The organism is Deinococcus metallilatus (assembly GCF_004758605.1).
Lineage (GTDB): Bacteria > Deinococcota > Deinococci > Deinococcales > Deinococcaceae > Deinococcus > Deinococcus metallilatus.
Map to the genome: position 1 here is coordinate 1,720,421 of NZ_CP038512.1, position 26,671 is coordinate 1,747,091.

A 26,671-nucleotide genomic window follows, 5' to 3' on the forward strand; every position below is an offset into this window, starting at 1 on the left:
ACGGGCCTGTTCGCGCGCACGACGCGGTTTAGCGTTACCTTCTGCCCACGCTCAGGCTAGCGTCCCCGCCCCCGCCCGCGTCTGTCTGCCCGGACCCCATTCGCAGGCCCGCCGCGGGTGCCGCCGGGGCGCGCAGGGCGGTCAGCGCCGCTTCCAGCGTGGTGTCGCGGCCCTGGGCCGTCAGGGCGCTCACGTCGGTGGGGGCGGCCACGTCCGGCGTGATGGCGGCCGGGAGCGGTTCGTCCGCTTCGCTGTAGGCGCGCAGGATGGTCACGGACAGCACGCCGCCGTCGGGCATCGGCTCGAAGACGACGCCGCTGTTGCCCACACCGCGCGTCTTCTCCCCCACCACGACGGCCCCGGCTCTGTGCGCGTAGTACGCGAAGACCTCCGCGCAGGAGGCGGTGTTCGGACCGACCAGCACCGCCAGCGGGCCGCGCCACAGGGCCCAGCCCGGCCCCGCCGCCCGCGCCAGGAAGGGGAACACCGGCTCGCCGCGCAGGCCCGCGTAGGTGTAGCTGAGGCCCTGCTCGCGGGTCTTGTACACCACCGGCCCGAAGATGCTGGCGGCCGCGACGCACTGTTGCAGGCTGCCGCCGCCGTTGTAGCGCAGGTCCACGACCAGTGCCGCCGCGCCGCCCGCCTGCGCCTGGGCCACGCTCTTCAGGAACAGCGCGGCGCTGTCACTGGCCAGAAAGGACGGGTAGTCGATCAGGGCGGTCTTCCCGTCCGGCCCGGTCCAGGTGAGGTTCGGCTCGTCGCGGGCCTGGAGGCGGGCGGTGGGCAGCGTCAGGGGGTGGTCGGGCTGGCCCGCCCGGCGCAGGGTCACGTTCAGGGGTGCTCCCGCGCGTTCCAGCCGGATGAACTCGTTGGAGCCGACCGGGAGGTTCTGGCCGCCCACGTCCTTCCCGGCGGCCTGGCCATTCACCCCGGTGAGCAGGTCGAAGCGGCGCAGACCTGCCTGCTCGGCGGGACTCCCCGGCATCACCGACACGACCAGCAGGCCGCCCGCCACCCGCACCACCCGCACGCCGGTGCGATTCACGGCCCGGTTCTGGGAAACCTCGGCCAGCCGTTCGGCCCCCTCCGCGTCGCGGATGTTGGTGTGGGCGTCGCCCAGTTCGCTGAACATGTCGTTCAGCACGGCGCGGCCGGTCGCGTAGTCGCAGGCGTCCCCCTGCGGCGCACACTTCTCGGCCAGGACCGCCGCGTATTTTTCGCCAAGTTGCGTGCGGTCCACCGTGGACCAGCCGTAGTACTGCTGCTGCACGGCGCGGGTGGCCGCCCCGAACAGGTCCGTGGCGGGACTCGCCCCCGCCGGAAGAGAGGTGAGGAACGCGAGGGCCAGGGCGCGGGCGCGGCGGCTTGTAGGCACGTCTTCAGGCTAGCGCGCGGCGGCAATGAGCAACCGTGGCGCTTGCCCGCGTCGGTCAGCCGATGTGGGTCACCAGCGTCCCGATCCCCTGCACCTCCACCTCGACGGTATCGCCCCGGTGCAGCGCGCCGACGCCTTCGGGGGTGCCGGTCAGCACCACGTCGCCGGGTTCCAGGGTCACGTACCGGGTGAGGTAGGTCAGAATCTGCACCACGTCGAAGATCATGTGGCTGGTGCGCCCGTCCTGGCGGAGTTCGCCGTTCACGCGCGTCTGCACCCGCAGGTCGGTCGGGTCGAGGTCGGTTTCGAGCCAGGGACCGAGCGGGCAGAAGCGGTCGGCGGCCTTGGCCCGGAACCACTGGAGGTCTTGCTTCTGGAGGTCGCGGGCGGTGAGGTCCAGGCCGCAGGTATAGCCCAGGACGGCACTCAAAGCCGTGTCGGGCCTCAGGTCGCGGGCCTGCTGCCCGATCACCAGGGCCAGTTCGCCCTCGAAGTGAAAGTTCTGGGTCCAGTCGGGATACTGGACGGTGCCGCCGGGTTCGGCCAGCGCGTTCGGCCCCTTCAGGAAGATGCCGGGTTCGCTGGGGAGGTCGCCGGTATCGTTGCCGAGTTCCTTGATGTGGTCCAGGTAGTTGCGGCCCACGCAGACGATCTTGGTCGGCTCGGCGGGCGCGAGCAGCCGGGCGCCTTCGAGCGGCACCGTCTCCCCCGTCGGCTCGCCCCCCATGCCGTCCGTGAGGTGAATGGTGTCTCCCTCGACCTGGCCCCAGCGGGGAGCATTGCCGTATTCGATTCTGACAAGACGCATAGAGGGAGGATATACGCTGCGGTGCGGCCTCACCGGGGACATGGACCCGGCTGGGGACGCGCACGCCGAGAACAGCGAGACGCTGGAAAGTGGTCCCCTCCGACCCCGCGCTGGGAGTGGAGGTGGATTGACCGCTAGACTGCCCGTCATGACCGCCCCCCTCCCCCCCGGTTTCATTCGCGCGCAGGACGTGCTGGACGAACGCCTCGGTCCCGCCGAAGTTAGGACGCTCGACATGCGCTACGGCAACGAGGAGTTGCTGTACGGCCTCGACCTGCTGGGGCTGGCCGGGCCTTTTTACCGCGTGACACCCTGGGAACTGGAAGACGAACATGGCGTGCGGCGCATCAACGCCTCGGGGTACGCCGCCGTGCCGTTCGGGGACATGCCGCCGGTGGTCACCCGCTTCTTGCAGGAGTACCTGGAGAAGAACCGGGCGATGGGCCTGCCGCAGCAGTCCAGTTCGCCCTGGCGGGCGGCCCTCCAGACCAATCTGGTGCGGCTGCTGGCGCGTGAACTGCCCTCCCATGCCGACTCGCAGGTCTTCTTCTGCTCCAGCGGCACCGAGGCCATCGAGGGGGCGCTCAAGTTCGCCAAGGCGTGGCGGCCGCGCGCCAAGTTCTACATCTCCTTTTCCAGTGGCTACCACGGCAAGACGCTGGGCAGCCTCAGCCTGACGCCGAATCCCGAGTACCAGGACATCTTCCGCCCGCTGGTGCCCGGCGCCCTGACCAGCCCCTACGGCGACCTGGACGCGCTGACGCGGCTGATCCGGCGGCTGGGGCCGGACAACGTGGTGGCGGTGGTGGTCGAGCCGATCCAGGGCGAGGGCGGCGTGAACATTCCCCCGCCCGGCTTCCTGCGCGGCGTGGGCGACCTGTGCCGCCGTCACGGCATCGTCTGTATCGCGGACGAGATTCAGACCGGCCTGGGCCGCACCGGACACTGGTTCGAGTCGGCGGCGCAGGGCCTCGACGCCGACATCGTCACCCTCGCCAAGCCGCTGGGCGGCGGGATGACGGCGGTGGGCGCGACCATCGTCCGGCACGCGATCTACAAGAAGATGCTGGGCGGGCTCAGCTCCAAGCGGCATTCCAACACCTTCGGCGGCAACTCGCTGGCGATGGCGGTCGGCCTGAAGTCGCTGGAATACCTGATCGAGTGTGACCTTCCCGCCCGCAGCGCCCGCCTCGGCGCGGTGGGGCTGGAGCGGCTGCGGACCGTGCAGCGGCGGTATCCCCGGTTACTGGAGAATGTGCGCGGCCAGGGCCTCCTGCTCGCCATGCAGTTCAAACCGATGGTCGGCGTGCCCCTCCCCGGCGTGCTGAAGGAACTGGTCTTCGAGGCCACCGCCATCCTCGCCCTGCGCGAACTGCACGTGATGGGCGTGATGGCGAACCTCAGCCTCAGTTCCAAGCGCACCGTGCGCCTCACCCCCGCCCTCGACATGCCGGAAGAGGTCTTCGGGCGCCTGTTTGACCGGGTGGACGCCTTTGCAGAGCGCAACCCCGCTTCCCGTTATCTGCTGACGAACACGCCGCCCGGCATCACCGCCCGGCTGGCGAAGTTCGCGGCGAGCAAGCCGAAGAAGCGGACGGAGAGCGACGGGTGAGGGGGAAGCGGTGCGCGGTACTCAGGGCGCAGGAAATGAGCTTTGACCACGTACCGCGCACGGCGTACCGTCTCCCCTACGCCAGCCCACACGCCCGCTGCACCAGCAGATGCACCTCGTCCCGTGCCAGGCGGCGGGGCTGGAGGGGCAGGCTGGCGGGCAGGTCGCTGAGGCCGCGCACCAGGGGGACGTAGCTGAACTCGGGCCGGGCGATCAGGTCGCGGGCGGCGGTCAAGGCCAGCACGAAGTCGAGGCGCAGCTCGAAGTGGGCGTTCAGTTCGGCGCGCAGGGGGCCAGGGTCGCCCGCCAGCAGGGCCAGGAGGGCCGGATGCGTCTCGAAGCCGTCGTCGAGGGCCTGGGTGACGCGGCCGGTGTCGAGCAGCAGGGCCGCGCCGGGCAGGGCGTAGCCGCTGACGCGGCGGCGGCACAGGTCCGGGGTGTCGCCGCGAACCAGCGTGATCTCGCGTCCGGCACGTTCGGCCCCGCCCAGACAGGTCCAGAAGCGTCCCAGGCTGCTGTACCGCGCCAGTTCCACGTAACCGGCGGGCCGCGTGGGCAGGGGGCGGGTGGGCTTGGGGTTCACCCGGTCATGCTAGTGTCCCGGCCCTGACTCTGCCGGGACGCGCGGCCATGAAGCTGCGAGAGGCTCACTCGTCGTGGGGCGGGGGCTGGTCGGGGTCACAGTAGTCGATGGTGGCGGTGCGGAAACTCCCCACGACCACCTCACGCTTGAAGGGGTAGCCGATGCGGACACCTTCTGCCGCGCACTCCAGGGTGAAGCGTTGGCCCTTCGGGACGGGCGTGTCTCCGATCACCAGGGGGCGCCGGGCCTCGTAGATGGCGCAGTAGGGCGTGCAGAAGTAGAAGCCGACGAACTGGCCATCGGGGTGGCGGGCCGGGACGGCGCCCCCCGTTTGCAGGGCGCGGCGGACATCGTCCCAGAGGGCCAAGCTGGCCGCCGGATCGGGGTCGAGCGCCCACATCTCCTCGATCACGCGCCGGGCGTCGGGGTTGCGGCGCAGAGTGGCGACGTTGCCGGGGTCGGTCATGGCCCAGGGATCAAAGCCCGGCTCGCCGGGGAGCGGGATCCGGGCGAAGGTGCCCTGGCGCGGCCGCTCGCGGCCCGGGGGGGTGGGCGCGCGGCCGGGCTCGGTCAGCAGCGCGGGATAGCTGATGAGCTGGCCCACCCGGTACAGGCTCTCGGTGGCGCGCTTGGCCTGTTCCTCGATCTGCTCGTGCAGAGCCAGCGACGCGCCGGGCGTGTACATGCCCGACACGTAGCCCGCCTGCGACAGCGCCTCCGCCACCTGACCGCGCAAGCGGGCCAGCCGGGGCGCGTCGGCTTCGGGCGTCGCCTGTTCCAGCCCGTGCATCGCGGCCTCGGCGTGCAGGCGCATGGCCTCCAGCGCCGCCATCATCGCCTCCAGGTGGGGGCGGGGGCAGGGTTCGACCGGCGACCATTCCGGCAGCCGGGCGGGCAGGGTGCCGGGGGGCAGGTCGAAGGCGGGGTCGTGGGCCGCCTGACTCGCGTGGCCCAGCCAGCGTTGCACGCCGCTGTAGTAGCCCTGCACCTGATCGAAGGTGACCGGCGGGACGAAGCCCGCGGTGGTGGGGTCGGCCGCCTCGTCCGCCTCCAGCATCTTGTCGCCCAGCGTTTGCAGGGCGAAGGCGTTCCAGGCGCAGGCCAGTTCCAGCCCCACGTGCCGCGGCACGGCGAAGGGACTCTGGCCGCTCACCATCAGGTCGAAGCGGCGGCGTTCGGCGGCGTCGAGTAGCGGGTGAATCTGCGCCCCGGCCCGCCGGTAGGCATAGAGCGTTTCCGCGTCGCGTTCGCCGCGCAGGGAGGCCCGCAGCCGCGCCCAGACTCCAGGGGCCGAACTTTCAGGGGATGGCATACGTCACACAGTACGTCAGCCTCCGCCGGACCGATCCCTCACCTGCCCATCCCAGGGACCGGCACCAAGACTGAACATTGCGTGAACGGCGGGCGGGTCGGGGCTGGCGGTCCGGCACACTTGCACCAGGTACAACGGGGGATATGACCTCGCCTTCAAGAAATCCCCTGGAGCTGCTCGGGCAGATCGACCTGGAGGCGCTGGGGCGGCTGAGCCAGAAGGTGGACCTGCCCGCGCTGCTGGGAACCGCCTCGCGCCTGAGTGACGGGCAACTGAAGCAGCTCTCGCGGCTGCTGGACCGGGGCAACCGCCCGCCCAGGGCGTTGCCGGAGCCGGATGGCGACTTCTACGGGCAACTGGACGACCTCACAGAGGAGCAGCAGGTGGTCCGGCTCAGGGTGCGCGGCTTCATGGAGGAGCGGGTCGCGCCGATCATGAACGAGTACTGGAGTCGCGACGAGTTCCCGCGCCACCTGATTCCCGAACTGCGGGCGCTCGACCTGCCGCGCCGGGTCTGGAACGAGGACGGCACCCACAAGCCCGACGCGACGCTGATGGAGGGCCTGATTACGCTGGAATTCTGCCGGGTGGATGTCTCCACCGCCGTGTTCTTCGGCGTCCATACCGGCCTCGCGTTCGCCTCCATCGCCCTGGGCGGCTCGGCGCAGCAAAAAGCCGAGTGGCTGCCGAAAATGCTCGACCTGGAGGCCATCGGCGCCTTCGGGCTGACCGAACCGGAAGGCGGCTCGCAGGTCAGCCAGGGGATGCGGACCACCTGCCAGCGCGACGGTGACACCTGGATTCTGAACGGCGAGAAGAAGTGGATCGGGAACTCCACCTTCAGCGACTTCACCGTGATCTGGGCGCGCGACGTGGACACCGGGGAGGTGCGGGGCTTCATCGTGCGGGCGGGGACGCCGGGCTACCGCGTGCAAAAGATCGCGGGCAAGATCGCGCTGCGGATGGTGGAAAACGGACAGATCACGCTGGAAGGCTGCCGGGTGCCCGAGTCGGACCGTCTTCAGGAGGTGCGCGGCTGGCGGACGACCGCCGAGGTGCTGCGGCTCACGCGGGCGGGCGTGGCCTGGCAGGGCGTGGGCTGCGCGCTGGGGGCATACGAACTGGCGCTGAAGTACGCGCAGACCCGCGAGCAGTTCGGCAAGCCCATCGGCGCCTTTCAACTGATCCAGAACCACCTCGTTCACATGCTGGGCAACGTGACGACCACGCTCTCGCTGTGCCTGCGGCTCTCGCAGATGGCCGACGCGGGGCTGATGCGCGACGAGCACGCCGCGCTCGCCAAGGTGGTCACGGCGGCCCGCTGCCGCGAGACGGTGGCGCTGGCCCGGGAAACCTTCGGCGGCAACGGCATCCTGCTCGAGTACCTCGTCGCCAAGCACTTCGCGGACACCGAAGCGATCTATTCCTACGAGGGCACCAACGAGATCAACACGCTGGTGGTGGGCCGGGCAGTCACCGGGCTGAGCGCCTTCGTGTAGGGGGCCTGGATATGAGGGGGGTGTTAAGTGTCCGGATAACGTCAAGGACGTAGGCGGCGGTTAGGGTGAAAAGGAAGAGGCCCAACCTGGACGGGCCGATACCGGACAGATTCCCCTACGGGGAACGACGGAGGAGGAGAAGCCATGACACTGAACACCGACCGACTCTCTCACCGGCTCCACTGGGGCGGCGTTCTCGCGGGCCTGGCACTGGGCTTCGTGACCACCCTGAGCATCCTGGCGTTGGGCGTCGTCATCACCGCCCTCACCAGCATTACGCTGACGGGCACTGGGGTCGCCGCCCTGATCTGGACCGCCATCGCCGCGCTGGTGGGCGCCTATGCGGCGGGCCTGACCGCGGTCCGCGCCAGTGCCCCGGCCACCCGCAACACTGACGGCATCGCGGCCATGACGCACAGTGACGCCACCATGACCGGCATGGTCACGGGCGGCCTGCTGGTGCTGCTGACCACCTGGCTCGCCTACAGCGCGGCCAGCAGCCTGCTTGGCACGGCCACCAACATCGTGGGCACCCTGGCGGGCACCGCCGCGACCGCCGGAGCCGCCGCGACAGCGGGGGCCGCGCAGTCCAACCCGGTGCAGAACTTCCTGGGCAACATCAACGAGCAGGACGTGGTGAACCTGATCGCCCAGAACAGCCCCAGCCTCAACCAGCAGCAGGTGCAGGCCGCCGCCAACGTGGTGACCAACATCTACCGCCGCACCGCCTATGACCTGGGCAACCAGAACCTCAGCACCATCGGTGACTTTGCCACCGCCCGCATCCAGGCCATCCAGAACGCCCTGACCGGCCAGGACTTCGTGAACCGGCTGGAACGTCAGGGGCTGAGTGCGCCGCAGGCCCAGGAAGTCCAGAAGGTGATCTCCAACGACATCAACAACATCCAGAAGCAGGCCACCGACCTCGCCAACACGGCGGCGGCCAACGCCCGCATCGCGGCCCGCAACACCGGCCTGGGCTGGCTGCTGGCCGCGGGTCTGACCCTGCTGTTCTCGGTGATGGGTGCCCGCAGCGCCTCCACCCACCGCGCCATCCCCGAGATTCCGGTCGCTCGCTAAGCCGCGCCCCCTCCGCGCCGCCCTCCTCCGTGGGGGCGGCGTTGTTGTCGGCCCGGGGGCAGCGGCGTTAGCCTGCTCTCCATGAGCCACCCGCCGACCCTCTCCCCCGCCGCCCGGCAGGCCCGTCAGCTCGCCACCACCGGCCTGATCCTGGGCGTGTTTCTGGCCGCGCTGGAATCGAGTGTGGTGGCGACAGCCATGCCCAGCGTGATCGCGGACCTGGGTGGGCAGCGTCTCTACGCGCTCCCCTTTGCGGTGTACCTGCTCACCAGCACCGTCAGCAGTCCGCTGTGGGGCCGCGCGTCGGACGTGCTGGGCAGGCGGCGGCTGTATCTGGTGGGCGTGGTGCTGTTTCTGCTGGGGAGCGCCCTGTGCGGCCTCGCGCAGAGCATGGGCTGGCTGGTGGGCGCGCGGGTCTTGCAGGGTCTGGGGGCGGGCGCGGTGCTGCCCCTCACGATGACCATCGTGGGGGAAACGTACCAGCTCAGCGAGCGCGGGCGGGTGCAGGCCTTTATCAGCGGGGTGTGGGGCCTGTCGGGGTTGCTGGGGCCGCTGCTGGGCGGCTGGCTGACCGACACGCTGTCGTGGCGCTGGACCTTTTACGCCAGCCTGCCGTTTGGACTCGCGGCCTTCTTGATCGCGCTGCGCCACCTGCATGAGACGGGCAAGCCGCGCCCCGCACGGCTGGACTGGGCGGGGGCGGCCCTCTTCACGCTGGGGAGCGGCCTGACCGTCTGGGGGCTGGAGGGCAAGGCGTGGCTGCTGGTCGCGCTGGGGCTGCTGACACTGGTGGCCGCCGTCTGGGTCGAGCGGCGGCACCCCGACCCCCTGCTGCCGATGGGGGCGCTGCGGCAACGCACCACCGCTATCGCCTTCGCGGGCAATCTGCTGGGCGGCGCGGCCTATTTCGGCGTGATCGCCTACCTGCCGCTGTACGCGCAGGGCGTGGGCGGCGGGAGCGCGACCGGTGCTGGCGCGATTCTCACGCCGATGCTGGTGGGATGGACCCTCAGCAGCCTGCTGAGCGCGCCGCTGCTGACGCGGGTGCCGCTGGCCCGGCTGGCGCAACTGGGCTTCCTGGTGCTGACGGTGATGTTCGCGCTGCTGACGCTGGCGGTGCATCAGCCGCTGTGGGTCACGTCCGCGCTGGGCTTCGTGGTCGGGATGGGGATGGGCTTCGCCATGCTGAGCCTGCTGCTCTCGGCGCAGGAGCAGGCGGCCCGCTCCGAACTCGGGGCCGTCACCAGCGGCGTGCTGTTCGCCCGGCAGATGGGCGGTGCGCTGGGCGTGGCGCTGATGGCCCTGCTGATCGGAGCCGGGGCCATCGCCTCGGGCGGTCCGGCGCTGGCCGAGGGGCTGGGGCGGGCCTACCTGCTGGCTTTCGGCCTGGTCGCGGCGGGATTCGCGCTGAGCCTGGCGCTCCGCCCCTTGAGGCATGGGAAGGCAGAGGTCCGGGGCTGAGAAGAGCATGCCCCACGACCCAGTTCAGGCTGCTGCCCTCCCCCGCGCGGAGGTGCGCGGCCTCCTCGGGCACGCCTGGCAGGTGATGGGTCGAGGTTGCGGCGAAAAGTGCGGCTCAGGCGGCCAGCTTCGGGAGACATACCCCAGATTAGCCGTCCAGCACGGTCAGCACCGCGTCAACGATGCGCTCCCCGTAGGCCTCGATCCGCTTCTCCCCCATGCCCGGTAGGCCGCGCAGGTCGTTCAGCGTGCGGGGCTGCCGGGCCGCCAGCGCTTCGAGGGTGGCGTTCGGGAAGATCACGAAGGCGCTCAGCCCCGTCTCGCGGCAGAGTTCCTTGCGAAGTTCGCGCAGGGCCTCGGCCACTTCGGGATGGGGTTGTGGGTCGTGGGCTGCGGGTTGTGGGGGGGAGGAAGGGAAGAGAGCGGCGGGCCGCGCTTCCGGTTGAGAGCTGACCGCTGACGGCTGACGGCTTGAGAGCTGTTCACTTCCCCGCAACACTCCCAGCACCGCCGCGTTCCCCGCCGCCCCGCGCTCCGCTCCACTGGACTGACGGCTGGCCGCTGGTCGCTGGCCGCCCGAATGCCCCCGCACCACCTCCAGCACCTCCTCCCCGTACTGTTCCAGCTTGCGCGCGCCCACCCCGCTGACGGTCCCCAGTGTGTGCAGGCTGCCGGGCCGCAGTTCCGCGATGGTCTTGAGAGTCGAGTCGTTGAAGATCACGTAGGGGGGGACGGCCTGCTCCCGGGCTTTCCCGAGCCGCCACTGGCGCAGGGCCTCGAAGAGCGGCTGATCCTGGGCGTCCACCGGGGCGCGGCCCTGGCGGGGGGCACGTTCGCGGTCGCGCTTGGCGGGTTTGGGCACCAGCGTTTCCTCGCGCAGCTTCAGCGTCTCCTCGCCCTTCAACAAGGGACGGGCCTTGCCAGTGGCGCTGAGGCCGTGGTGGTCGCCCGCCGCCAGATACCCCAGGCTGACGAGCTGGCGCAGCAGGCCCCGCCAGGTCTTCTCGTCGTGTTCGCGCCCGACGCCGAAGGTGGGGAGCAGGTGGTGGCCCATTGCCCGCACCTTCTCGGTGTCACGGCCCAGCAGCACATCCGTCAGGTGCGCCGCGCCAAAGCGGTTGCCGGTGCGGATCGCCGCCGAGAGGGCCATCTGCGCCTCGCGGGTGGCGTCACGCACGCGCGGGGGATTCAGGCAAACGTCGCAGTTGCCGCACGGCGCCGCGAGCGTCTCCCCGAAGTACGACAGCAGCACCTGACGGCGGCAGGTGGCGGCCTCGCAGTAGGTCAGGAGGGCGTCGAGCTTGGCGGCCTCGACGCGCTTCACGTCCTCCGGCGCGAGGCTCTGCGCCAGCATCCGCTTCACGTTCACCACGTCCGCCAGGCCGTAGACCATCCAGGCGGTACTGGGCAGCCCGTCGCGCCCGGCGCGGCCCGTCTCCTGGTAGTACCCCTCCATGCTCTTGGGAAGGTCGAGGTGCGCCACGAAGCGCACGTTGGGCTTGTCGATGCCCATCCCAAAGGCCACCGTCGCCACCACCACCAACCCTTCCTCGTTCAGGAAGCGGTCCTGCGCCAGATTGCGCTCGCGTGGCGAGAGGCCCGCGTGGTACGGCAGCGCGTCGATGCCCTGCGCCTGGAGCCATTTCGCCGTCTCCTCCACCGACTTGCGCGAGAGGCAGTACACGATGCCCGCGTCGCCCTCGTGCTCACTGCGGATGAAGTCGAGGAGCTGCGTCTTGGGACCAACCTTTTGCGCCACGCGGTACTGGATGTTGGGACGGTCGAAGGAGGAGATGAACTGCGGGGCGCCGTGCAGCCCCAGCACGCGCAGGATATCGGCGCGGGTCCGTTCGTCGGCCGTGGCGGTCAGCGCGACGCGGGGCAGATGCGGAAAGCGTTCGGGCAGGACATGCAACTGCCCGTACTCGGGCCGGAAATCGTGCCCCCACTGGGAAACGCAGTGTGCCTCGTCAATCGCAAAGAGGGCGACCGGGGCGCGTTCCAGCAGGTCAAGCGTCCGGTCCAGCAGCAGCCGTTCGGGCGCGACGTAGAGCAGGTCGAGTTCCCCGGCGGTCAAGGCCGCTTCCACCTCGCGCACGCCTTCCGGGCTGAGGGTGGAGTTCAGGAAGGCGGCCTTAACGCCAACCTGCCGCAGCGCGTCCACCTGATCCTTCATCAGCGCGATCAGGGGCGACACCACGATGCCCACGCCAGGGCGCAGGAGAGAAGGCACCTGATAGCACAGGCTCTTGCCGCCGCCCGTCGGCATCAGCACCAAGGCATTGCCCCCCTCGGCCACCGTGCGGACGATGTCGGCCTGCACGCCCCGGAAGGCGTCGTAGCCCCACACGGACTTCAGGACTTCGCGGGCACGCTGATCGGTGGGCGAGAGGGCGGCGGTCATCAACGGACAGGATAGCGCGTTCTGCTGGTGGCGTAATGGAAGAATGCGGCGCGTGCAGCGAATGCCTGCCGGAGCGCCGCAGGATTTAGAAGGCGATCTGCGCCTGAAGTTCGGCCATCGTTCGCCAGGTGGTCTGCGCGCTACCCGCCGCCGAGTTGACCGCCGTACCCGCGGCGCTCACCTGCCCGAAGACGTTTGCACTGGCCTCGATGGACAGGTCCACCACGTTCCAGCCGCGCTGCGTGTTGACGGCGACGGTGACCGGCAGATCGCTGATCTGGGAGATGTTCAGCAGCTTCGCGCAGTTGACCGTGCCCCGGAGCTGGGTTGCGCCGTCCGCGTACAGCCACACGCGGGCATGGACGCTGCGGCTCAGCAGGCCGGTCTTGGCGCCCTCCACCGCGCTCACCTGCCGCGCTCCGCTCGCGTCACGTGCCGTCAGGGCCGCCACCAGGAAGCCGCGTGTCCCCACCGCGCTGCTCGTGAGCGACCCGGAACAGTTCAGGGCGGCCATCACCCCGGAAGCAGTCATGGTCTGCCCCGTCAGCGCCGCCTCCCCCGGCAGGGTCAGCGTGAAGGTACCGTCCGCGCTCACCGGCGTGCTCACGGTCGCCAGCTCGGGCACGCCGACGGTCCCCGCACCGCTCCAGGTCACGACCTTCCCGTTGATGACCGTGACCGGCGGTTGATCGGACGCCTGGGGTGGAGAGGAGCCGCCGCAGGCGGTCAGGGCGAGGGCGGCACCAGCGAACAGCAAGACACGTGGCGGATGGTTCATCTCACCCTCACTGTAGGTGATACATGCCACCTTCGCCGCGAACTGCCGCGCGGCGCCCCTCAGCGGGTCACGTCGATCACGGTCCGGCCCCGCACCTGCCCCGCCAGAATCTCCTGCGCCAGCCCGGGCACATCGCTCAGCGGGCGAACCTGCGTCACGTCGGCGAGTTTGTCGGCGGGGAGGTCGCGGGCCAGGCGTGCCCAGGCCGCGCGGCGCCGCTCCGACGGACAGTTGACCGAGTCGATCCCCAGCAGGTTCACGCCGCGCAGGATGAAGGGAAAGACGGTGGTGTCCAGGGTGCTCCCGCCCGCCAGCCCACAGGCCGCGACTGCGCCGTGGGTGCGCGTGCTGGCGAGCGCCCCCGCGAGGGTGTCCGCGCCGACGCTGTCCACCACACCGGCCCAGCGTTCCTTTTCCAGCGGGCGCTTCAGCGCGGGGAGTTCCTCACGGCCGATCACGTTCGACGCGCCGAGGGAACGGAGGTAAGCCTCCTCCTCGGGGCGGCCCGTGCTGGCGGTCACGGTATGGCCTGCCGCCGCGAGCAGGGCGACGGCGGTGCTGCCCACGCCGCCCGCCGCGCCCGTGACCAGCACCTCACCGCTGCCGGGGGTGACGCCGTGCTCCTCCAGCGCCATCACCGCCAGCATGGCCGTGAAGCCCGCCGTGCCGACACTCATGGCCCATTGGGGAGTGGTGCCTTCGGGCAGAGGGACCAGCCAGCCCGCCTTGACCCGCGCATACTCGGCATACCCCCCGTCCTGACGCTCACCGATGCCCCAGCCGGTCAGCAGGACGGCGTCACCGGGCTGATACGTTCCCGTCTGGTCCTGCACCACCGTGCCCGCCAAGTCAATGCCCGGCGTCATCGGATAGGACTTCAGCACGCCGGGCCTGCCCGCGACCGCGAGGCCGTCCTTGTAGTTCAGGCTGGAGTGCGTGACGCGGACCAGGGTGTCCCCTTCCGGCAGATCGGTGAGGGTGAGGGTCTGGAACTCGGGCCGCACGCCCGTCTCGTCCTTGACGGCGCGCAGGGCACGGAACTGTTCGGGCAGATGGGGTTCGGGCAGGCTGGGGGTGGGCTGGGTCATGGGCAGAACCTCCTGGGAAAGCTGGGGTGCCGCTCAAGCCTACCCCGGGGGCGCCCGGTCTTCACCGTCACCGCCCCGGCACGTGACTACCGCACGTCCTCGAACTCGGTGACCGCGTGGGCGAGGGCGTCGGTGGTGGTGGCCTGATACCCGGCCCAGATCAGCCAGAGCGTGTGCAGGGCGCGCTGGGCCTCCAGAAGTGCCGCCCGCACGCCGGGCGTGGCCTCGTCCCCGGCGGCGGCGAGCGTGACCGTCAGGTGCAGCTTGGCATTCAGGTAGCGGGTCTGCTCGGTCCGGCTCCCGTCGTAGACGTACACGACCTCCGCCCAGTCCGGCTGGAACCCCGCCCAGATCAGATGCGTGACGGGCAGGTGGCTGCCGAGGCAGAGGGCCTGGGCCGGGGTGCCGTCCGGCGCGAGCAGCCCCCGCTCCTGACAGGACTGGGCGGCCAGACCGCTGACATCGCGGTCCACACTGTCCCGGAAACGGGCCTGAATGACGGCGCGGGCGGAATCGCGTGAGGCTTTAGACATAGTAGCTAGATTATATTCTGTTTTAAACGAAACACTATAGACCAGTCGGTGCCTCTCCCCTGACCGCGCCGCGCTAGCCTGCCGGACATGACGCGAGGCCCCTCCCCCACCCGGCTCCCCCCCGAAATGCAGGCCGTGACCGACCGGGCCACACGCGCCATCCGCGCCCACGCCGACGCCTGCGAGGCCGCCCAGGACGTGACGCCGGAAGCGGCGGCGGCCCTGCGGGCGAGCGGGTACACGCGCCTGACGCTGCCCCGGGAGGCGGGCGGCCTGGGGGCCAGCCTGGAGCAGTTCGCGGCGGCACAACTGGCGCTGGGAGAGGCGGACGCGGGGCTGGGCCTGGTGCTGGCGATGCACGGGCACGTGGTCGGCTCGGCCTTTCAAAGCCAGCACCTTCAGGGGCGGACCCTGCCGGAGCCGCTGCTCTCGGCCCTCGCCCGCGCGAGCGTGGAGGGCAGGCTGGTGAACTCGCTGGCGAGCGAACCGGAACTGGGCAGCCCCTCACGCGGCGGCCTGCCCCGGACCACCGCTGTGCCGGAGGGGGACGGCTGGCGGGTCAGCGGCCGCAAGACGTGGTCGACGGGTGCCCGCGCGCTGAGCTTCGCCCTGGTGACCGCCGCCGCGCCGGAGGAGGAAGTCGTCCGCGTGCTGGTCCCGCTGGACGCGCCCGGCGTGACTGTAGAGCCGACCTGGACCGGGGCGCTCGCGCTGCGGGGCAGCGGCAGCCACGACGTGATCTTTCAGGAGGTCGCGGTGCCGGGGGACCACGTGGCGCCGCCCGCGCCGGGCCACCCCGCGAGCAGCGCGTGGTTCTGGACGGCGATTGCGGCGACGTACCTGGGGGTGGGCTTCGCGGCCCTGCACGCCCTGGCCGCCTATGCCCGCGAGCGGGTGCCGACTGCCCTGGGAGCGCCCATCGCCACTCTGCCGCGCGTGCAGGAGAACGTGGGGCGGATCGCCACCGAACTGCATGCCGCCCGCGCGCTGCTGCTGGAAGCGACCCGAACCTGGGACGCCGCGCCGAACGCGGACGCCGTGCCCGGCCTCGCGGCGGCCAAAGCGTACGCCACCAACGCCGCCGTGAGCGCGACCGACCTCGCGGTGCGGACGGCGGGGGGCGCGGCCCTCACGCCCGCGCTGCCGCTGGAGCGCCTGCTGCGCGACGCCCGCGCGGGCCTGACCCATCCGCCCGCCGACGAGGTGAGTTACGCCTCGCTGGGGGCACAGGTGTTGGGGGTGGAGGCCAGACGCTGAGCGGCGCGGCTCGCCCGGCCGCATTCCCGGGACAAGTTCAGAACACAAAGTTCAGAACACAAAGGCATTTCTGGAGCCTGGTTTTCAGGGCGCACGGCCCCGCCGGACCACGGCACCCGGCCGGATATCGGTTCCCCGATTGTGCCTCATCAGCGTGGCCGTTACACTCGCCGCGTGCGCCGCGCTGTCCTTGTTCTTCTGGTCATTCTCGCGGGCCTGGTGGCCCTGTCCGCTCCCGCCTTCCCCGCGCTGACACGTTACGGCGCGCTGCCCCGCAAGGCGGACGGTCCCGTCACGCTGCTGCTGGCCGGGGTCACGCCCAATTACCCGCCGAGTCCGGTCTGGCCGTATCCGGCAGCGCCCGAGGATTACACCGGCCTGACCGACACCATCGTGCTGGCGCAGGTGCGGCCGGACGGCACGGCGAATTTGCTGAGCATTCCGCGCGACACCTGGGTGAACATCCCGGGCTGGGGCTTCGGCAAGATCAACGGGTCGAACGTCCACGGCGGGCCGGAGATGCTGGTAAACGCGGTCGAGAACCTGACGGGGGTGCCAATAGACGGCTACGCGCTCCTCTCTCTGCATGCCGTGCGCTCGCTGACCGACGCGGCGGGCGGCGTGACGCTGGACGTGCCCAAGCGCATGAAGTACGACGACACGGCCGGACACCTCCACATCGATCTCCAGCCGGGCCGTCAGCACCTGAACGGGCAGCAAGCGGAAGGCTTCCTGCGCTTCCGTCATGACGGCCTGGGCGACATCGGCCGGGTGGCGCGGCAGCAGACGTACCTGAGCGCGCTGGTGGGCCGGATGAAGAACCCGCTCAACTGGTGGCGGCTGCCCGGCATGGTCGGCGCACTGGACCAGAACACCAAGACCAATCTGACGCGGGAGGACGTGGGGGCGCTGCTGGGCGCGGCGCTGGGCGGCCTGAAGGTCAACATGCACACCGTCCCCGGCAGCTTCGGCAATGGCGGCACCTGGCTGCCCGACCGCGCCGCGCTGCACGAGCTGGTGGCCGAGCAGTTCCGCGACCCCAACGACCCGCGCCCCCTGACCGTGGCCGTCGTGAACACCGCCGCGCCCGACGGCAGCGCCCGCCGTCTCAAGACCCGCCTGGAAGGTCTGGGCTACCAGGACGTGCGGATCGTCCAGGAAACCCGCACCGACGCCCCCACCACCGTGACCGGCACCGCGGCGGCGGCCGTGCTGCGCGATGTGGGCCACGGGCAGATCACGCAGCAGGGCGGCGTGCCCGGCGCGGACGTGACCGTGCGGCTGGGGAACGACACGCCCGCCAACTGAACGCCGCCGATCCTGCCCTTTGTGACGGCACGCCCCGCCAGGCGGCAAAATTGAGTTATACTTCCTTCAGAAATCCTCGAACTGAGGTGGGTGCTCTGCCCCACCTTTTTTCGTGGAGGGGGTGGTTTCCGGCCCGCCATACGCGGCCCACAATATGAATAACAACGCAGCCAACAATTCAAATAACCTCCACACCCTCGCGGACGGCGTCCTGAGGCCCCTGGGCTTCGAGGTGCTGGACGTGCAGGTGCAGAACCCCGGCAGAAGGCCCATCGTCGTCATTCGTATGGACCGTCTGGACGAGGAGCCCGTGACCGTCGAGGACCTCGAAAGCGCCAGCCGGGCGGTCGGTACCGAATTCGACCGCGTGGACCCCATCTCGGGCGAGTACCGCCTGGAACTGGAATCGCCGGGAGCCAAACGGCCGCTGACGCGTGCCCGACACTACGAGCGGATGCTGGGCCTCAAGGCCAGGGTGCGGGGCGACGGCCACAGCTTCACCGCCCCGATCAAGGCCGTGGACGGCGAGCAGGTCACCTTCGATGTGGCGGGCGAGGACGTGACCCTGACGGTCGGGACGTTCCAGGGCAACCTGGCCGAGTTTCCGGACCGGCACCGCTAACCCCCCCCGAACGGCAGGGAACAACAGGAAGGAAGAGTGGGATGACCCAAGGTGAATTCAATTTCGCGGACGCGCTGCGTGAAGTCGCGCAGGCCCGCAACATCAACGAGATGCAGCTCATCGAGGCCTTCGAGCAGTCGCTCGCCCAGGCCTACACCCGCAACGTGGAACCCGACCGCCGGGTGGAAGTCCACCTCGACCCGGTCAGCGGCGAACTCGAAGTGCTGATCGTGCGCGAGGTGGTCGAGAAGGTCGAGGACGAGAACCTCCAGATTTCGCTGGCGGACGCCCTCGAACTTGATCCCGGCGTCGAGATCGGCATGGAGATGGAGTTTCCGGTGGACCGCGAGAAGTTCTCACGGATCGCCCTCCAGGCCGCCAAGCAGACGCTGACGCAGAAGATGCGCGAAACCGAGCGCAACGTGGTCTACAACGAGTACAAGGACCGCGAGGGCCAGGTGCTGACCGCCCAGGTGGTCCGCAGCGACAACAAGGGCAACTGGTTTGTCGAACTGGGCGCGGGCGAGGCGATCCTGCCGCCGCGCGAGCAGATCCCCGGCGAGAAGCTGGTGCCCGGCAACCGCGTCAAGATCTACCTCAAGGAAGTCCGCAAGACGCCCAAGGGGCCGACCATCCTCGCCAGCCGGGCCGACGAGCGGCTGCTGGACTACCTGCTGCGGCAGGAAATCCCCGAAGTCGCCAACGGCATCGTCGAGGTCAAGGCCATCGCCCGCGAGGCGGGGCAGCGCTCCAAGGTCGCGGTGTTCAGCCACAACCCCAACGTGGACCCTATCGGCGCGTGCATCGGGCACCGCGGCAACCGCATCCAGGCCGTGACCGGCGAACTCGGGCGCGAGCGGGTGGACGTGATCCTGTGGGACGCCAACCCGCGCGACTTCATCCGCAACGCGCTCTCGCCCGCCAAGGTGGGATTGATCGACCTGCACCCCGACACCCGCGAGGCGACCGTGACGGTCACGCCCGACCAGCTCTCGCTCGCCATCGGCAAGGGCGGGCAGAACGTGAGACTCGCGGCCAAGCTGACCGGCTACAAGATCGACCTGCGCGAAACCGCCGCCGTCAGCGACCTCGACGCCGCGATGCAGCAGGCGATGCAGGACGAGCAGGCGGGCCGCGAGCGGAGCGGCAGCGCCCAGTCTGCCTTCGACGCCCTCTTCAAGGACAGCAAGTCGGTCGCGACCGCCAGCCCGGACGACGAGCAGGAGTAAGCCCGACCTATGGCCGCCCCCAGCACGCCCCCCAATCCTGAACGGCCCAGTCCTGAACGGCACTGTCCCGAGCGCACCTGCGTCGCCTGCCGCCGCAAGCGCCCCCAGGGCGAGTTTGTGCGCGTGACGCGGACTTCAGCGGGCTGGCGGGTGCTGCCGGGCAAACGGACGGGCCGGGGCGCCTATGTGTGCGCCGACTCGCCGGACTGCTGGCAGGAAAAGCGGCTGCGGCGGGCCTTCCGGGGAGACGCCCCGGCGGTCAGCGCGCAATTGCAGGCCCTGAACACACCTATGGATCAGCCCATGACAACCTGATCTTCTGCCCGCCCCCGGCCGGACCTCCGGCGGGCGCGCGGGCCTCACCGGAGGTGAGCATGTCGAAAGTTCGGATTTATACCCTCGCCAAAGACCTTGGCGTGGACAACGCAAAAATGCTGGAACTCCTCGATAGCCTCGGCGTTTCCTACAAGAGCGTGAGCAGCACCATCGAGGAAGACACCGTTGAACTCATCAAGCAGATTCTGGAGGAGGAAGGGCAGGCGGCCAGCGCGGACGCGGCGACCGCTCCGGCGAGTGCGCCCCAGCCCACACCCGCGCAACCCGAGGCCCAGAGCGCGCCCCAGGCGACCGCGACCGCCACCGCCGAGCGCGAGCCGCAGGCCCCCGCCCGGGAAGTCCCCCACCGCGCCCCGGTGGTCACGATCATGGGGCACGTGGACCACGGCAAGACCTCACTGCTGGACTACATCCGCAAGACGAAGGTCGCCGCCAAGGAAGCGGGCGGCATCACCCAGCACGTCGGGGCCTTCGAGGCCAAGACCAGCAAGGGCCGGGTCGTCTTCATCGACACGCCCGGCCACGAGGCCTTTACCACCATCCGCGCGCGCGGGGCGAACGTGGCCGATATCGCCATCATCGTGATCGCCGCCGACGACTCGCTGATGCCGCAGACGCGCGAGGCCATCGCGCACGCGCAGGCGGCCAAGGTGCCGATGCTGGTGGCGATCAACAAGGTGGACCTCCCGCAGGCCGACCCCGAGCGCGTCAAGACCGACCTGACGCAGCTCAACCTCGTGCCGGAGGAGTACGGCGGCGACCTGATCGTGGTGCCGGTCAGCGCCAAGACCGGCGAGGGCGTCGAGGACCTGCTGGAGTACATCTCGCTCACCGCCGAGCTGGAAGACCTGCGGGCGGACCCCCGGGGTGACTTCAGCGGCGTGATCATCGAGAGCCGGGTGGACCGGCAGGCGGGCGTGCTGGCGACGGTGATGGTGCAGCAGGGCACCCTGCACGTCGGGGACTTCCTGGTCGTGGGCGAGAACTACGGCAAGGTCAAGGCGATGACCGACTCCAACGGCGGGCGCATCAAGGAGGCGGGACCCAGCACCCCGGTGCAGGTCCTCGGTTTCTCCGAGGCGCCGTCCAGTGGGGAAAAGGTCGTCAGCGCCAAGAACGAACACGCCGCCCGCGAGATCGTGGCGCAACGTGTGGAGGGGCGCCGTGACGCCGAGAACGCCCGCATCCAGCGCAAGAAGACGCTGGAGGAGATGATGGGGCCGCTCGGGGAAACCCGCACGGTGAACCTGATTCTGCGCGCCGACACTCAGGGCAGCCTGGAAGCCATCCAGGGCATCCTCGCCAAGAAGGAAACCGAGGACGTGAAGCTGAACGTGATGCTGGCGGGCATCGGCTCCCCCACCGAGGGCGACGTGCTGCTGGCCTCCACTGCCGAGGCGACCATCCTGTGCTTCAACGTGACCGCCTCGGGCGGCGTGAAGAAGGCCGCCGAGCAGCGGGACATCGAGATCAAGAGCTTCCGCATCATCTACGAGCTGATCGACGAGGTGGACCGCCTGATCCGCGGCAACGTCGAACCGGTCTTCGAGGAACGCTACCTGGGCCGCGCCGAGGTCCGCATGGTGATCCGTCACCCCAAGAGCGGCAACATCGCCGGGTCGTACGTGACCGACGGGATGCTGCGGCGTAATGCCAGGGCGAAGGTCACGCGCGGCAGGCAGGTCGTGTACGAGGGCACCATCGTCGGCCTCAAGCGTTTCAAGGACGACGTGCGCGAGGTGCAGACCGGCTACGAGTGCGGGATCAACCTCGACTGGAACGACGTGATGGAAGGCGACATCATCGAGGCCAGCGAGATGGTGGAAGTGGCGCAGGCGTAAGGCGCAGTCAGCTTTCAGCCAGCAGCAGGCAGCAAAAAGAGAGGGGCGGTTCCCATGTGGGACTGCCTCTTTTCTTGTGCCAGACTGGGCCGATGCTGCCGACCGTGACCCTCCAGGCCGGGCCATTCACTCTGCGGCCCTTCTCGGTCAGGGACAGCGCGTCCATCTGCGAGGCGGCGCATGACCCGCTCATCCCCTTGATCACCACTGTGCCGAGTCCCTGCGACGAGGCAGCGGCCCTGGCCTTTATCGAGCGGCAGCACGAGCGGTTGCGAACGGAAACCGGTTGGTCGCTGGCTATCGCGGAGGGGAATGGACCCGCCCTGGGGCAGGTCGGCTTGTGGCCGCAGACGCAGGGCCGGGCCAGTGTGGGGTACTGGGTGCTGGCCCACGCACGGGGACGGGGCCTGGCGGCGCAAGCCCTACGGGCCATCTCCCACTTTGGGCTGAGCCTGCCGGAACTCTCGCGGCTCGAACTGTATGTCGAACCGTGGAACGAGGCGTCCTGGCGCACCGCAGAGAAGGTGGGCTACCGGCGGGAAGGATTGCTGCGGCAGTATCAGAACGTCGGTCCAGAGCGCAAGGATATGTTTATCTACTCGCTGCTGCCGGGAGAACTGCCCTAGCGGTTGAAAGGCGTCTCGTTGACCCAGTGGAAGCCGCGGGTAGTGAGCCTCCGGGCGTCGGGGTCGGGGGCCAGTTCGAGGGTGAAGGGGGTACCGCCCTCCTCGCCGTGCAGCAGCAGATGGCCCGACGGGTCGTGGTCATAGCGGAAGGTGGTGGAGTTGCCCCGGAGCGTCACCGTCAGGCGATCAGCAGCGGGGCCAGCCACGTAGGCCCCGCGCAGTTCATCGCCACTCACCCGGCGGATACGCACGCCGGAAAAGCTCTGGCCGGACTGAGAATAAACCCGGTCGCTCAGGGCCACCTTCTGCCAGCGGGTGTCGTATTCCAGGCGGGAGGCGGCGGGGCGGGAATCGTTCAGCACGGTGTAGATGCCCGCCAGGTCCGATGCGGCGGGCCGGGCCGCGTATTGCCGCTGCATCTGGCGGACCGAGAAGGGCGGGTAGGCCAGGGCTGCCAGGGCCAGCAGCGCCCACAACCGCAGCAGAAAGGGAATCAGCAGGAGCAGGCAGAACAGCAGCAGATGCGCCGAGAAGAGTTTCACCGGCACGTCGTAGCTGAGGTTCAGCAGGAACCCGTAGACCATCACCCCTGCCCCCAGCAGCGCGCCCGGAAGACTGGTGCGGCGAAACAGCAGCAGAGCCCCCGCCACCGCCTCGGCCAGCCCGCCCGCCACCTCGTACAGGGGGGAGGCCCCGACGGCGCGCCACAGCAGGCCCATCGGGCTCATCTCGCCCAGCGGCGTCAGGAGGTCGGTCAGGTCGGGGGCAGGCATCTGGCTGAGCAGCAGCTTGCTCCAGCCGTAGAACAGCAGAAAGAAGCCTGTGTAGAAGCGCAGCGCCGTATGGGCGGGCCAGAAGAGCCGCTCGGTCAGGCGCCCCCGCCGCTCCAGCAGGCTCCAGACCAGCGTGACCAGCAGCGCCGTCAGCAGGTAGAGGGCCGCCAGGACGTAATTTTCCAGAGTGTCACCACTGCCGTTCACCGCCAGGTGCGGCGGCAAGGGCTGATGCAGGACCGTCAGGGCGAACCATTCCGCCGCCGCCCGCCAGGGCAGGAGCCAGGGCAGGAACAGCCCGGTCGTGATCGTCAGCAGACCGTAGACCGGCGCAAAACGGAAGCCCACCCGCTGCCATAGGAGCGAACGGGTGGGTATGGGTACGGCGGGGAGGACCATGCCTCTCTCTACCTCAAAAAGGTTCGCCAGTCATCCGCCGTCGGGAGGACGGCGAACGGTGGGTCAGGTGCCGGAGGTGTCGCCGGACTGGCCGAAGCCGCGCGGGCCGTTCTGCCCGTTCGGTCTGCCGTGCCCGCCCCGGCCGAACGTCAGACCGAAGTTGGCGTCGGCCTGGGCCCGGGCGAGGCGCTGGTCTGCCTGCGTCTGGGTGAGGCGTCCGGCCTGAACCTGGGCGGCGAGTTGTGTCTTCAGGGCAGCGAGGGCCGCATTCCGCACGGTCTGGGTGCTGACGCCCCTGGCCTGGGCAATCTGGGCCACCGTCCGCCCGCCCTGCACCTGCTGCCGGAGCGCCTGCTCGCTGAGGCCGAGGGCCCGGGCGACGGCGGCGATCACGGCCTGGCCGAAGCCCGCGCGCGGGCCGCGTTCGCCCATCCCGCCGCCAGGCCCCCCGCGCCCATGCCTGCCGCCGAAACCGAAATTCAGCGGCGCATTCTGCATCCGGGATTTGAGGTCGGCGGCGCGGCTCTGCGAGATGTCCCCGGCCCGCACCGCCTGGTCGAGGGTGGCGTTCCGGGCACCGGTGAGGGCCGCCCGGAGCCGGTCCACGCTGACGCCGAGTTGCGCGGCGAGTTTCTGGAGGAACACGTCCGTATAGTTGGTGCCGCTCTGCATCCGGGGCTGTCCCGGCTGGGCAGGCTGGGACGGAGTGGAGGCTGTCCCCGCCGCGAAGACCAGACCCGCGCCCAGGGGCAGGGCGGCGGCGAGGGCGAACAGAATGGGGCGCTTCTTGCTGGGCTTTTTGCTGTGATTCACGGGACACACTCCCTGGGTGAGATGGCCGGTCAGCCTGATCGGCACCCTCCAGCGTGGGGAAGTCCGGTTAAACGGCGGCTAAAACGGGGCGCGGGGCTCCTCCGCCCCGGCGGCGCTCTGCTATCCTGGGGCGCTTCCGCACGCCGCTTCCCCCGGGCCGCTGGCCCTCCCGGCACGTGCGCGGCTCCCGATCATGCCCGAGTCCCCGCCTTCCCCAGTTCGCCCGGACGTGACGCTCCTGCGGCGGTCGCGGCTGCTGGCGTGGCCGGGGGTCCTCACGCTGCTGTCGGTGCTGGCGGTGGTGCTGGGCCACCAGCCCCACGTCACCGACCCGGGCCAGCGGGTAACAGCGGGGAGTGTCGCCCCGGCCCTGCCGGAAGTGCGGCCCACGCCGCAGCCGACGCCCGGCCCGCTGCTGCTGACCGCCGCGCCGCCCGAACCTTTCCGGCTGGCGCACCTGTCTGCCCAGGCCCCCGCGCCGCTTGGGGCCTGGACCCCGCCCACCCTGCCGCGCAGCCTCGCGCTCTTGGGGCGGCGGCAGACGGATGGCGGCTGAGACGCTGGCGTCCCGCCCCCCCGGCTTTCCGCTCCCCGTGCCGAACCCTGGAGTTCACCTGTGACCTACAACAATCCGAACCGCAACCGCAACAACCGTCGCCCGCCCCCCCGGCGCGCGGCACCGAGCGCCAGTCGGCCCAACCCCTGGACCGGCCTGCTGCTGCTGCTGACGCTGCTCGCCAGCCTGCTGTACGTCTGGCGGCCCTGGGAACACCCCAAAACACCCCTTTCGCTGTGGAACGACCAGTACCAGTTCATGACGCTGGGCCTGGACCTCAAGGGCGGCCTCCGGATCGAACTCGCGCCGGAAAGCGGCAAGGCCACCCGCGACGAACTCGACCGGGTGAAGACCGTCATCGAGAACCGCATCAACGCGCTGGGCGTGGCCGAGCCGACCGTGACCGTGGCGGGCGGCAAGCGCGTGGTCGTGGAGATTCCCGGCGCGACCCCCGCCGTGCAGCAGCGCGCCCGCGAGATCATCCAGCGCACCGCCCGCCTGGAATTCCGCATCGTGAATCAGGGGGCGCAGCCGGACCCCACCCTCGCCCGGCAGGACCCGCCCTCGGGCGGCTACAAGCTCTCGGACCTGGGGCCGGTGCAGGCGACCGGTGAAGTGATCGCGGATGCCAAGGCCGCGACCGACCCCACCACCGGGCGCTGGGTGGTCAACTTCCAGACCACCGACAAGGGCGCGCAGACCTTCGGGGACTTTACCGGCAAGAACGTCGGGCGGCTGATGGCGGTGGTGCTGGACGACCGGATTCAGTCGGTGGCGACCATCCAGCAGCGCCTCTTCCGGGACGTGCAGATCAGCGGCAACTTCAGCGCCGAGGACGCCAGCCAGCTCGCGCTGGTGCTGAAGTCGGGCGCGCTCCCGATCAAGATCAAGACCGAAGCCGAGCGGGCCATCGGGCCGACGCTGGGCGCCGACGCGATCCGCAGCGGCGCGATGGCCGCGCTGGTCGGCATCCTGCTGGTGTTCGGGATGCTCTTTTTCTACTACGGCTTCTGGTTCGGGCTGGTGGCGGCCCTCGGCCTGCTGTTCTCCAGCATCCTGATCCTGGGCCTGCTGGGCGGCTTCGGGGCGACTCTCACGCTGCCGGGCATCGCGGGCCTGGTGCTGACCATCGGCGCGGCGGTGGACGGCAACGTGATTTCCTTCGAGCGCATCAAGGAGGAGATGCACAAGGGCAAGGGCCTGAAGAACGCCATCGGCGCGGGCTACCAGCACTCCACCGCCGCGATTCTGGACGTGAACGCCTCGCACCTGCTCTCGGCGCTGGCGCTGTACAACTACTCGACCGGCCCGGTGAAGGGCTTTGCGGTCACCCTGATCATCGGCGTGATCGCCTCCACCTTCTCGAATCTGGTCTTTGCGAAGTGGGGCCTCCAGGTCCTCGCGCAGCGGCGCCCCAACGCGAGTGCGCCCACCCGCATTCCCCACACCAGCATCAACTTCATGAAGGTCGCGCCCATCGTGACCTCGATCAGCGTGACGCTGGCGCTGCTGGGCGGGCTGGTCGTGGCGACCAAGGGAATGAATTACGGCGTGGACTTCAGCCCCGGCACCACCCTCACCGTCCGCGCCAGCGGGCAGACGACCACCGAGCAGGTGCGCTCGGCCGTCGCGGGTGCGGGCGTCGCCAAGGTCACGCCGCAGAGCGCCGCCATCCAGCGCGACGTGACGCCGGGCCTCGCGGGTGCCCAGTACACCGTGAAGGTGCCCGAGCTCACCTCGCCCGAGGTGCAAAAGCTGAGTGCCGCGATCAGCAAACTGCCCCAGGGTGACGTGCAGGCCACCGAGACGGTCGGCCCCGCCGTCGGCCAGGAACTGACGCAGAAGACCGTTTACGCCGTGATTCTGGGCCTGGGCCTGATCCTGGTGTACGTCGGCTTCCGCTTCGACTTCATCATGGGCCTGGGCAGCATCCTCGCGGCGATTCACGACGTGGCAATTGCGATGGGCCTCTTCAGCCTGCTGGGCCTGGAGTTCACGATTGCCAGCGTGGCGGCGCTGCTGACCTTGATCGGTTACTCGCTGAACGACTCGATCATCGTCTCCGACCGCATCCGCGAGAACCTGCGTGAGATGCGCGGACGCCCCTACCGCGAGATCGTGAACGTCTCCATCAACCAAACGCTCTCGCGCACGGTGATGACCTCCGTCAGCACCATGCTGCCGCTGGTCAGCCTGCTGGTCTTCGGCGGCCCGGTGCTGCGCGACTTTTCACTGATCCTCTTGATCGGCATCCTGGTCGGCACCTACAGCTCCATCTACATCGTCGCGCCGATGGTGGTGTACCTGGAGGAGTGGAAGGACAAGCGCAAGGGCGGAACGCGGCCCGCGAAGGCGTGAGGGGAGGGGTTAGGAATTAG

General features: G+C 69.9%; 23 protein-coding genes. 13 read left to right on the top strand and 10 right to left on the bottom strand.

All coding sequences use genetic code 11. The features are described from left to right. Nucleotides 1-34: 34 nt before the first annotated feature. Together E5F05_RS14275 and E5F05_RS14280 are read right to left on the bottom strand one after the other, a co-directional pair. Nucleotides 35-1,375, bottom strand: coding sequence for a S41 family peptidase (locus tag E5F05_RS14275; protein WP_129119299.1), 1,341 nt, complete (start codon nucleotides 1,373-1,375; stop codon nucleotides 35-37). A 55-nt stretch (nucleotides 1,376-1,430) separates the two neighbouring features. Then, nucleotides 1,431-2,183 carry a fumarylacetoacetate hydrolase family protein gene (locus E5F05_RS14280; protein WP_129119300.1) on the bottom strand — a complete coding sequence of 251 codons (753 nt, stop codon included), beginning with the start codon at nucleotides 2,181-2,183 and terminating at the stop codon, nucleotides 1,431-1,433. A 148-nt stretch (nucleotides 2,184-2,331) separates the two neighbouring features. Between E5F05_RS14280 and E5F05_RS14285 the strand changes: the two genes are divergently transcribed. Continuing rightward, on the top strand, nucleotides 2,332-3,795 hold the full coding sequence (locus E5F05_RS14285) for a class-III pyridoxal-phosphate-dependent aminotransferase (RefSeq protein WP_129119301.1): 1,464 nt from the start codon (nucleotides 2,332-2,334) through the stop codon (nucleotides 3,793-3,795). A gap of 76 nt (nucleotides 3,796-3,871) precedes the next feature. Here the strand turns inward: E5F05_RS14285 and E5F05_RS14290 are convergent, their stop codons facing one another. Continuing rightward, the gene (locus E5F05_RS14290) at nucleotides 3,872-4,378 is read right to left on the bottom strand and encodes a hypothetical protein (protein WP_129119302.1); all 507 of its coding nucleotides are present in this window, start codon (nucleotides 4,376-4,378) and stop codon (nucleotides 3,872-3,874) included. A gap of 64 nt (nucleotides 4,379-4,442) precedes the next feature. After that, the gene (locus tag E5F05_RS14295) at nucleotides 4,443-5,690 is read right to left on the bottom strand and encodes a hypothetical protein (protein WP_129119303.1); all 1,248 of its coding nucleotides are present in this window, start codon (nucleotides 5,688-5,690) and stop codon (nucleotides 4,443-4,445) included. A gap of 143 nt (nucleotides 5,691-5,833) precedes the next feature. Between E5F05_RS14295 and E5F05_RS14300 the strand changes: the two genes are divergently transcribed. The 3 genes from E5F05_RS14300 to E5F05_RS14310 all read left to right on the top strand — a co-directional run bounded on the left by E5F05_RS14300 (nucleotide 5,834) and on the right by E5F05_RS14310 (nucleotide 9,730). Beyond that, complete coding sequence (locus E5F05_RS14300; RefSeq protein ID WP_129119304.1) at nucleotides 5,834-7,189, top strand: acyl-CoA dehydrogenase family protein; 1,356 nt, start codon at nucleotides 5,834-5,836, stop codon at nucleotides 7,187-7,189. Nucleotides 7,190-7,333: 144 nt separating this feature from the next. Then, complete coding sequence (locus E5F05_RS14305; RefSeq protein WP_129119305.1) at nucleotides 7,334-8,269, top strand: hypothetical protein; 936 nt, start codon at nucleotides 7,334-7,336, stop codon at nucleotides 8,267-8,269. 81 nt (nucleotides 8,270-8,350) lie between these two features. Further along, nucleotides 8,351-9,730 carry an MFS transporter gene (locus E5F05_RS14310; protein ID WP_129119306.1) on the top strand — a complete coding sequence of 460 codons (1,380 nt, stop codon included), beginning with the start codon at nucleotides 8,351-8,353 and terminating at the stop codon, nucleotides 9,728-9,730. A gap of 148 nt (nucleotides 9,731-9,878) precedes the next feature. Here E5F05_RS14310 and recQ read toward each other — a convergent pair whose 3' ends face one another. The 4 genes from recQ to E5F05_RS14330 form a co-directional block, all read right to left on the bottom strand. Then, entirely contained in the window at nucleotides 9,879-12,134 is a 2,256-nt protein-coding gene (gene recQ / locus E5F05_RS14315) for a DNA helicase RecQ (RefSeq protein ID WP_129119307.1), read from the bottom strand. Nucleotides 12,135-12,219: 85 nt separating this feature from the next. Next, on the bottom strand, nucleotides 12,220-12,912 hold the full coding sequence (locus tag E5F05_RS14320; RefSeq protein ID WP_129119308.1) for a hypothetical protein: 693 nt from the start codon (nucleotides 12,910-12,912) through the stop codon (nucleotides 12,220-12,222). 59 nt (nucleotides 12,913-12,971) lie between these two features. Continuing rightward, on the bottom strand, nucleotides 12,972-14,000 hold the full coding sequence (locus E5F05_RS14325; protein ID WP_129119309.1) for an MDR family oxidoreductase: 1,029 nt from the start codon (nucleotides 13,998-14,000) through the stop codon (nucleotides 12,972-12,974). 86 nt (nucleotides 14,001-14,086) lie between these two features. After that, nucleotides 14,087-14,533, bottom strand: a complete 447-nt coding sequence (locus E5F05_RS14330; RefSeq protein ID WP_129119310.1) for a hypothetical protein — start codon at nucleotides 14,531-14,533, stop codon at nucleotides 14,087-14,089. An 87-nt stretch (nucleotides 14,534-14,620) separates the two neighbouring features. On the opposite strand from E5F05_RS14330, the gene E5F05_RS14335 reads away from it, so the two are divergent. The 7 genes from E5F05_RS14335 to E5F05_RS14365 all read left to right on the top strand — a co-directional run bounded on the left by E5F05_RS14335 (nucleotide 14,621) and on the right by E5F05_RS14365 (nucleotide 21,752). Further along, nucleotides 14,621-15,790 (top strand): acyl-CoA dehydrogenase family protein, encoded by a 1,170-nt coding sequence (locus E5F05_RS14335; RefSeq protein WP_129119311.1) that lies wholly within the window; start codon nucleotides 14,621-14,623, stop codon nucleotides 15,788-15,790. Between the two features lie 174 nt (nucleotides 15,791-15,964). Then, nucleotides 15,965-17,098, top strand: coding sequence for an LCP family protein (locus tag E5F05_RS14340; protein ID WP_129119312.1), 1,134 nt, complete (start codon nucleotides 15,965-15,967; stop codon nucleotides 17,096-17,098). A 154-nt stretch (nucleotides 17,099-17,252) separates the two neighbouring features. After that, nucleotides 17,253-17,720: a ribosome maturation factor RimP gene (gene rimP / locus E5F05_RS14345; RefSeq protein ID WP_129119313.1), complete on the top strand. Its 468-nt coding sequence runs from the start codon at nucleotides 17,253-17,255 to the stop codon at nucleotides 17,718-17,720. Between the two features lie 41 nt (nucleotides 17,721-17,761). Next, nucleotides 17,762-18,949 carry a transcription termination factor NusA gene (nusA, locus tag E5F05_RS14350; RefSeq protein ID WP_129119314.1) on the top strand — a complete coding sequence of 396 codons (1,188 nt, stop codon included), beginning with the start codon at nucleotides 17,762-17,764 and terminating at the stop codon, nucleotides 18,947-18,949. A gap of 9 nt (nucleotides 18,950-18,958) precedes the next feature. Continuing rightward, nucleotides 18,959-19,264 (top strand): YlxR family protein, encoded by a 306-nt coding sequence (locus tag E5F05_RS14355; RefSeq protein ID WP_129119315.1) that lies wholly within the window; start codon nucleotides 18,959-18,961, stop codon nucleotides 19,262-19,264. Nucleotides 19,265-19,323: 59 nt separating this feature from the next. Next, a complete protein-coding gene (gene infB / locus E5F05_RS14360) occupies nucleotides 19,324-21,126 on the top strand; it encodes a translation initiation factor IF-2 (RefSeq protein ID WP_129119316.1) in 1,803 nt (600 codons plus the stop codon). A 92-nt stretch (nucleotides 21,127-21,218) separates the two neighbouring features. Beyond that, the gene (locus tag E5F05_RS14365; RefSeq protein WP_129119317.1) at nucleotides 21,219-21,752 is read left to right on the top strand and encodes a GNAT family N-acetyltransferase; all 534 of its coding nucleotides are present in this window, start codon (nucleotides 21,219-21,221) and stop codon (nucleotides 21,750-21,752) included. Here the strand turns inward: E5F05_RS14365 and E5F05_RS14370 are convergent. Both E5F05_RS14370 and E5F05_RS14375 read right to left on the bottom strand, forming a co-directional pair. Continuing rightward, on the bottom strand, nucleotides 21,749-22,924 hold the full coding sequence (locus tag E5F05_RS14370; RefSeq protein ID WP_129119318.1) for a hypothetical protein: 1,176 nt from the start codon (nucleotides 22,922-22,924) through the stop codon (nucleotides 21,749-21,751). The two genes, E5F05_RS14365 and E5F05_RS14370, sit on opposite strands and share 4 nt — an antisense overlap. A 63-nt stretch (nucleotides 22,925-22,987) precedes the next feature. Beyond that, nucleotides 22,988-23,737, bottom strand: coding sequence for a hypothetical protein (locus E5F05_RS14375; protein WP_129119319.1), 750 nt, complete (start codon nucleotides 23,735-23,737; stop codon nucleotides 22,988-22,990). A 193-nt stretch (nucleotides 23,738-23,930) separates the two neighbouring features. Here E5F05_RS14375 and E5F05_RS14380 point away from each other — a divergent pair, with 193 nt between their 5' ends. Together E5F05_RS14380 and secD are read left to right on the top strand one after the other, a co-directional pair. Continuing rightward, on the top strand, nucleotides 23,931-24,293 hold the full coding sequence (locus tag E5F05_RS14380) for a hypothetical protein (protein ID WP_129119320.1): 363 nt from the start codon (nucleotides 23,931-23,933) through the stop codon (nucleotides 24,291-24,293). Nucleotides 24,294-24,353: 60 nt separating this feature from the next. Next, entirely contained in the window at nucleotides 24,354-26,651 is a 2,298-nt protein-coding gene (gene secD / locus E5F05_RS14385) for a protein translocase subunit SecD (protein WP_129119321.1), read from the top strand. The last annotated feature ends 20 nt before the right edge of the window (nucleotides 26,652-26,671 follow it).

What these genes read in the sequence shown, in the direction of transcription:
- infB (WP_129119316.1), top strand. Translation starts at nt 19,324, where the DNA reads ATGTCGAAAGTTCGGATTTATACCCTCGCCAAAGACCTTGGCGTGGAC.
- E5F05_RS14285 (WP_129119301.1), top strand. Translation starts at nt 2,332, where the DNA reads ATGACCGCCCCCCTCCCCCCCGGTTTCATTCGCGCGCAGGACGTGCTG.
- E5F05_RS14295 (WP_129119303.1), bottom strand. Translation starts at nt 5,690, where the DNA reads ATGCCATCCCCTGAAAGTTCGGCCCCTGGAGTCTGGGCGCGGCTGCGG.
- nusA (WP_129119314.1), top strand. Translation starts at nt 17,762, where the DNA reads ATGACCCAAGGTGAATTCAATTTCGCGGACGCGCTGCGTGAAGTCGCG.
- E5F05_RS14305 (WP_129119305.1), top strand. Translation starts at nt 7,334, where the DNA reads ATGACACTGAACACCGACCGACTCTCTCACCGGCTCCACTGGGGCGGC.
- E5F05_RS14320 (WP_129119308.1), bottom strand. Translation starts at nt 12,912, where the DNA reads ATGAACCATCCGCCACGTGTCTTGCTGTTCGCTGGTGCCGCCCTCGCC.
- recQ (WP_129119307.1), bottom strand. Translation starts at nt 12,134, where the DNA reads ATGACCGCCGCCCTCTCGCCCACCGATCAGCGTGCCCGCGAAGTCCTG.
- E5F05_RS14335 (WP_129119311.1), top strand. Translation starts at nt 14,621, where the DNA reads ATGACGCGAGGCCCCTCCCCCACCCGGCTCCCCCCCGAAATGCAGGCC.
- E5F05_RS14310 (WP_129119306.1), top strand. Translation starts at nt 8,351, where the DNA reads ATGAGCCACCCGCCGACCCTCTCCCCCGCCGCCCGGCAGGCCCGTCAG.
- E5F05_RS14300 (WP_129119304.1), top strand. Translation starts at nt 5,834, where the DNA reads ATGACCTCGCCTTCAAGAAATCCCCTGGAGCTGCTCGGGCAGATCGAC.
- E5F05_RS14365 (WP_129119317.1), top strand. Translation starts at nt 21,219, where the DNA reads ATGCTGCCGACCGTGACCCTCCAGGCCGGGCCATTCACTCTGCGGCCC.
- E5F05_RS14355 (WP_129119315.1), top strand. Translation starts at nt 18,959, where the DNA reads ATGGCCGCCCCCAGCACGCCCCCCAATCCTGAACGGCCCAGTCCTGAA.
- E5F05_RS14380 (WP_129119320.1), top strand. Translation starts at nt 23,931, where the DNA reads ATGCCCGAGTCCCCGCCTTCCCCAGTTCGCCCGGACGTGACGCTCCTG.
- rimP (WP_129119313.1), top strand. Translation starts at nt 17,253, where the DNA reads ATGAATAACAACGCAGCCAACAATTCAAATAACCTCCACACCCTCGCG.
- E5F05_RS14325 (WP_129119309.1), bottom strand. Translation starts at nt 14,000, where the DNA reads ATGACCCAGCCCACCCCCAGCCTGCCCGAACCCCATCTGCCCGAACAG.
- E5F05_RS14330 (WP_129119310.1), bottom strand. Translation starts at nt 14,533, where the DNA reads ATGTCTAAAGCCTCACGCGATTCCGCCCGCGCCGTCATTCAGGCCCGT.
- E5F05_RS14370 (WP_129119318.1), bottom strand. Translation starts at nt 22,924, where the DNA reads ATGGTCCTCCCCGCCGTACCCATACCCACCCGTTCGCTCCTATGGCAG.
- E5F05_RS14280 (WP_129119300.1), bottom strand. Translation starts at nt 2,183, where the DNA reads ATGCGTCTTGTCAGAATCGAATACGGCAATGCTCCCCGCTGGGGCCAG.